This is a genomic window from Ureibacillus suwonensis (assembly GCF_042655065.1).
Lineage (GTDB): Bacteria > Bacillota > Bacilli > Bacillales_A > Planococcaceae > Ureibacillus > Ureibacillus suwonensis.
Genome location: NZ_JBHSNQ010000145.1, coordinates 1 through 5,751, shown reverse-complemented (window position 1 = coordinate 5,751; position 5,751 = coordinate 1). Strand labels below are relative to the sequence as shown.

5 protein-coding genes are annotated in these 5,751 nt (G+C 44.6%); 1 reads left to right on the top strand and 4 read right to left on the bottom strand.

Annotated features, from left to right (window positions below):
• Window positions 1-233: 233 nt before the first annotated feature.
• The 4 genes from ACFPOH_RS11450 to ACFPOH_RS11435 form a co-directional block, all read right to left on the bottom strand.
• Entirely contained in the window at window positions 234-758 is a 525-nt protein-coding gene (locus ACFPOH_RS11450; protein ID WP_390309745.1) for a hypothetical protein, read from the bottom strand.
• A 150-nt stretch (window positions 759-908) separates the two neighbouring features.
• Window positions 909-2,240 (bottom strand): oligosaccharide repeat unit polymerase, encoded by a 1,332-nt coding sequence (locus ACFPOH_RS11445; RefSeq protein WP_342470196.1) that lies wholly within the window; start codon window positions 2,238-2,240, stop codon window positions 909-911.
• Window positions 2,241-2,592: 352 nt separating this feature from the next.
• The gene (locus ACFPOH_RS11440) at window positions 2,593-3,774 is read right to left on the bottom strand and encodes a DHHW family protein (RefSeq protein ID WP_390309743.1); all 1,182 of its coding nucleotides are present in this window, start codon (window positions 3,772-3,774) and stop codon (window positions 2,593-2,595) included.
• A 5-nt stretch (window positions 3,775-3,779) separates the two neighbouring features.
• Window positions 3,780-5,204 carry an MBOAT family O-acyltransferase gene (locus ACFPOH_RS11435; RefSeq protein ID WP_390309741.1) on the bottom strand — a complete coding sequence of 475 codons (1,425 nt, stop codon included), beginning with the start codon at window positions 5,202-5,204 and terminating at the stop codon, window positions 3,780-3,782.
• 32 nt (window positions 5,205-5,236) lie between these two features.
• On the opposite strand from ACFPOH_RS11435, the gene ACFPOH_RS11430 reads away from it, so the two are divergent.
• Window positions 5,237-5,749 carry a hypothetical protein gene (locus ACFPOH_RS11430; RefSeq protein ID WP_390309739.1) on the top strand — a complete coding sequence of 171 codons (513 nt, stop codon included), beginning with the start codon at window positions 5,237-5,239 and terminating at the stop codon, window positions 5,747-5,749.
• Window positions 5,750-5,751 lie beyond the last annotated feature (2 nt).

The following is a 5,751-nucleotide window of genomic DNA, read 5'->3' as shown; positions in this document are numbered from 1 at the left end:
CTGTTTCCATTTTAGAGGGGGTTTTGTCCCAGCCTCTTTTTTTGTTTTGAGGGGGGTTATGGGGATTTGTTGAGTGAGGGGGGATTCGCTTTTGCTATGCGGGGGATTCGCTTTTGGTGTGCGGGGGATTCGCTTTTGGTGTGCGGGGGATTCGCTTTTGCTATGCGGGGGATTCGGGGTGGAGGAATTCTTCTTTTGTGTGGTTGGGGGTTTTTTTGGTGGTGGATACATTCTTATTTCGTGCGGATGGGGGGCTCTTTGGTGTGGATACATTCTTTTTTCGTGCGGATGGGGAGTTCTTTGGTGTGGATGAATTCTTTTTTCGTGCGGATGGGGAGTTCTTTGGTGTGGATGAATTCTTTTTTCGTGCGGATGGGGAACTCTTTGGGGTGGATGGGCTTCTTCGCATGTTCGGATGGCATCCCCGCTTGCTCGGATACGACCACTGCTTGCTCGGATAACTCCTCTTCTTGCACGGATGGCAACTTCTCTTGCTCGGATAACTTCTTCTCTTGCTCGGATGACCTCCCCGCTTGCTCGGATACGACCACTGCTTGCTCGGATAACTCCTCTTCTTGCACGGATGGCAACTTCTCTTGCTCGGATGGCATCCCCTCTTGCTCGGATACGACCACTGCTTGCTCGGATAACTCCTCTTCTTGCACGGATGGCAACTTCTCTTGCTCGGATGGCATCCCCGCTTGCTCGGATAACTTCTTCTCTTGCTCGGATGGCATCCCCGCTTGCTCGGATACCACCCATGCTTGCTCACATAATCCCCAATCTCGCTTAGATACCGTCCCTCGCTCGCATATACACGTAAAGAAGCGCCCCTTAAATTTTTCCCAAACAAAAAACACCTCCGAATGAATCGCTTCATTCGAAAGGTGCCTCAATTTCAAACTTCATCATTTCCCATATAAACTTCTTGTGCTTCCAAGAGAAGCCTCCGCGCCAATTCCCACTTCCGCTTTCTCCGTCTTACTGATTGCAGAAGCAAGAATCACAAATCCCAGCATCAGGATGAAGATCAAATCCAACAATCCGGTATGAATCGAAACGGTAAACAACGTGATGACAAACGCGTATGCGATTGTATGGAAACTTTTCACTCCGGCTTGTTTCATTTTATTATAAAGCAAGGATACGATGGCTCCATAGAGCAGGAAGCCAATGGCCACGAGCACATATCCCCCATCCAGGAACAATTGGCCGATAAACGTCGGTGTTGTCGTTCTGCCTGGGCGGGTGATGTATTTTCCTTCTTCCACGCTTAATGAGTTCACCACTTCTGTCACTTTCATGCGCGGAGAAATTTGTTCTCCCGGCAAGACGGTACTGAAGATGCCTTTATGGATTTCTCCTTTGAGATAGCCTTCTTTTTCAGTATACTCAATGATTTTACTCAACACGATATGGCCAGTGACCATTTCGCCGTTCAATGCCAAGATCCATTTTGGCGTCGCATTGACGCGCTGTTCAGCTGTCAATAATTTCTCCAGCTCTTCTTCTTCCAAATGCTCACGATCCGGTTGATCCCGCATGTTGAATTCCTTGGACGTATCTTCCATCAACACGCGCACAAACCCGAACAATGCAAAGGAAATGGCCACAACGGCGAGGAATGTCAAGAACCAAGTCAGTTTGACGCGTTTCACCACATAATGAAATACAATAATGCCTGTAAACAACATCAATGCCAATGGTGTCCGATATCCCATCAATAAAAACAGGAACATGACCACAGCAAATAAAATGGCGTACACAATCGCCTTTTTCCACGTCATCGTTTCTTCTTTGATCATTTTATAAGAAAGAAGCAGCAATACCCCGTACCACAACAAGTGGCTGAAGAAATTCAATTTCGGGTCCAAATTCCGGCGCACGGACTCGTCTTCAAGCCCGATCATCCCTTGGGCGATCATCATCACATACGCCACCAATCCGATGGCCGTCAACAGCACCACAAAATGGACGATATATTTGCTCAACTTGGACAACCCGAACGTCGGCAATGTCCATTTTTTGCGATCCACCACATAAACGCCGATGTAATAGCAAACCACCGACAAAATCACGGCCGGCCAAATCGATTTTCTCACATTGAATAAATCGAACCGCCAAAAATCAAACAAACTGACGACGAAGTAAGCCATCAAAATAAACGGCAAAAAGAAATATGGCGAGAACGTATCTATTTTATTTATATTGTTAATCGTCGCTTTTATCCTATCTTTCATATAACTTCCCGAACATCGATTTCCCTGCAGATGCTCTTCCTTTCCCTCTCTTCATTATGTATTTTATTATTTCAGCAAATCAAAGGTAATTATAGCACAAGATAGCGCCATGAAATTAAACATTTCTATTAAAAAATCAATAGATTCCATATTGGATTTGGCGCGGAGAAAGCGCCAAAATCAAATCACCTACTCACTAACCTCATTCACATTCATGCATTTTACATGATTTGAAACCGCAACGCAATTCCCCGGTCAGAATTCGGAATTGGAGAAACATTTCATCCCATTCCGGCGAAAGTTTCAGTATGGGCCAAGGATCCCGGATTATGAAAACGTACCGCCGGACAATTTATTCATTTTTTTGATAAACATTCAGGTTCCGGTCATTATAGGCCAATAGGACATAATCCGGATGAATTTCCTTCAAATAGTCGATCAAAGGTTTATCGAAATAGCGTAAATCAATGATGGTCAACCGGCGGAAATGGGATGCCACCAGCAGTTGGATCGGGTTGAAATAGGAATCCTTGATCACCACCAAATGCTTGTCCACTTGGGGCTTTTGATTATAGATATTCAATTCGATCAAATCGCGGCTGTATCCCTCGCTGTATTCGACCGGTCTTGATTCCTCATAAGTTTTGGCGATTCCATAAAGCTTGTCCACATCCGCCTGATATTCCCTCGTGGCCGTTCTTTCATAAATGGTCAATATCTCTGAAAAATCAATTGGTTCATTGTAACAAACCTGATCATCATTTTCCACCGTCATCGCCAAGATTTTGTTCCAAGAACCTAAAAATTCATTTTTCAAACATACGGTATTCCGCTCATCATAAGGGATCGGGGACAAATATTCGTCCATCCGTTCGCTCAACGTGCCAATCAACGCTTCATATGCCGCATACGCCCCTCTCATCGTCCAATGGTGGTCCGTTTTATAATACATTTCTTCCACAGGAATGGATGGATCCATATAATCCATTAGACGAACTTCATCTACATTTCGTTCCTTCAACAGCTCATGAACTTTCCGGTTTTGTTCCTGCCCCACATCTTTTGGCATGAACTCGGGAGCTTTCAAAATATATGTGGCTTTGGCTGGGAATGAATAATACGTGAACGGGATGCCGGCTTGTGCCAAATCGTGGGAAAGCCCGGACAATTCATCAACGAACTTCTCGACAGCTTCTTCCTCCACTTCCACCACCGGCGATACAGCAATCCAGCCATCTCCGGCAAGATAATATTTATCGTTCAAATACAATTTCCCCATATGTCTTTGCAACAGCACGTATTCTCTGATCCAGCCGTCCCGCTTTGGAAACTGGTCGGTGAAATAGTCCTCAAGATGCTTCGAATATTCCCCAGAAAATATTTGTTCCAATCCGGGCCGTTTATTCAGCACTGTCAAATTGCGGTTCTCCATTTGGGAAACTGCCCGGTCCGGCATCCATACGTGCACTATGAGCATGCCAAATATGAAGATGAAGAAACTTATCGGCAACAGCAATTCGAATTTTTTCATCATATCACCTAGAATCTGAAATAAATAAACGGATTATGCGTTGAATTCACCAAAAACATCGTCACGATGAACACAATCAATAAATAGTAAGCGGTTTGGACAATCCGGAGCGACACATAAAAGCCGTTGTTTTCTTGCGCTTTTTGTTCACTCCATTTTGCATACCATTGATAAACCGGGATTGAGAAGAGGATGCCCGCCACATAATAAAGGCCATAATCATTCAGAACCAGCAATGTTCGATAATCATACAATGGAACGTCATTCAAGAAGAACATGGTTTTGATGTAATTAAAGGAATAAGCAAAATCATCCGCCCGGAAAAAGACCCAGCCGATCATGACAATCAACAGCACATACACATGGCGCAACACTCGGGGGATGTTATCGAGCCATTTCAAGACCACCCATTTTTCCAAACAGATCAACACGCCGTAGTAGAACCCCCATGCCATGAACGTCCAGCTGGCACCATGCCAAAATCCGGTCAAAGTCCACACGACCAACAAATTCCGATACACTTTCCATTGGGCATCGACGCGGCTTCCGCCTAACGGGAAATACACATAATCCCTGAACCATTGGCTTAACGAAATGTGCCAACGACGCCAAAACTCCGTAATGGATTGGCTGATGTACGGATAATTGAAGTTTTCCAAAAATTTGAATCCGAAAATGCGCGCCAGTCCGATCGCCATGTCGCTGTATCCGGAGAAATCAAAGTAGATTTGCAGCGTATAAGCCAGGATGCCCAACCAAGCCGTCCCCGTCGCCAAGTTGTCGCCGGAAAGGGCAAAACAATAATCCGCCACAGCCCCCATTGGATTGGCGATCAGCACTTTTTTCGCCAACCCTTGAATAAATCTGCGCGTCCCGATCATTAAATCTTCATTTTTAATGATCCGTCGCTTGATTTGCTCGGCAATCGTCTGATAACGCACAATCGGCCCTGCAACGAGCTGAGAAAACAGGGAAATAAACAGGGACAAATCGGTGAGGCTCCGCTGCGCCTTCACTTCCTGCCTGTACACGTCGATGATATAGCTCATGGCTTGGAAGGTATAGAAGGAAATCCCGATTGGAAGCGGAACTTCCTCGAATTCAATGTCGACATGAAACAGGTCTTCCCATATGCCGATAAAGAAACCCGCGTATTTGTAATAGCCCAAAATCGCAATATTCACGATTAGCGTCAGTATCAACAACCGCTTCTTTTTCGCGGAAGGAGGCGTTTGATCGATGACAATCCCCATCACATAGTTCACCAGAATGGAAATCAGCATCAAAAAAACGTATTTCGGCTCTCCCCAGGCATAGAAAAACAAACTCGCAATCAACAACACCATATTGCGGAAATATTTTGGAGAAATGAAATAAGCGATAATGACTAACGGCAAAAATAAATATAAGAACACTAAGCTACTAAATACCATCGTATTACCCCAATACTAAGCATTTGTTTTCCGTGAAAATCGACAATAAACCGTGTTTTTTGCAAATTCTCTCTACTTTGTACATTGTAAACGAAAGTCTTGGCCAGTGCCATTCCATATTTGGATTTATTAATGGCAGATCAGTTTTTGGGAATACGGGAGTTTTTGGATTGGCGAATTTTCTTATGGGTTTGGGACATTTATGCCCAGATTCGGCGGGTATGCTTATTTTGCGACGCCTTAAATTTTCGTTTGGCGGATTTTCCTTGGGTTTTGGCGGATTTCTTCATCAGCATGGCGGATTTGTTCCCAAATTTGGCGGTTTTCCTTCTTTTATGAAGCCTCAATCTTTCGTTTGGCGGATTTTCCTTGAACTTTGGCGGATTTCTTCATCAGCATGGCGGATTTGTTCCCAAATTCGGCGGTTTTCCTTCTTTTATGAAGCCTCAATTTTTCGTTTGGCGGATTTTTCTTGGATTTTGGCGGATTTCTTCATCAGCATGGCGGATTTGTTCCCTGATTCGGCGGATTCCCTTCTTTTATGAAG